This is a genomic window from Mesorhizobium sp. M8A.F.Ca.ET.207.01.1.1, assembly GCF_004794715.1.
Taxonomy (GTDB): domain Bacteria; phylum Pseudomonadota; class Alphaproteobacteria; order Rhizobiales; family Rhizobiaceae; genus Mesorhizobium.
Window position 1 is genome coordinate 1 of record NZ_SRUS01000381.1, and the last position, 320, is coordinate 320.

The window sequence follows — 320 nt, forward strand, 5'->3', positions numbered from 1 at the left end:
GGCACGCCCATTGCGTACTCAACGCTGAAGCTTCGGATTCATCTTTGTAAAAAGGAGCGCCTCATGCCAATCACGACCATTCGCGTGTCCGATACGGAAGTCCAGGTCGAACGAACCCTTTACACGTTCGCGCAAAAGAGCGAGGCGGACGCATTCGCGCAGTGCGTAGTGAACGATTCGATCGACACCTGCTATCGCAGCCATCCGCCTCTGTCGGCACGGCCCACTGTGCCGGACGAACACCCTGACGACCCCAATCGCGGCAGCACGATTTCACCTTCGCTCGGCGGTATGCCCTGAGCGCAAAGCGCGGCCCCTGA

At 59.7% G+C, this 320-nt stretch carries 1 protein-coding gene; it reads left to right on the forward strand.

The features are described from left to right. On the forward strand, nucleotides 1-300 hold a 300-nt coding region (locus EN850_RS35000), incomplete at its 5' end, for a hypothetical protein (protein WP_210238069.1). Nucleotides 301-320: the final 20 nt, after the last annotated feature.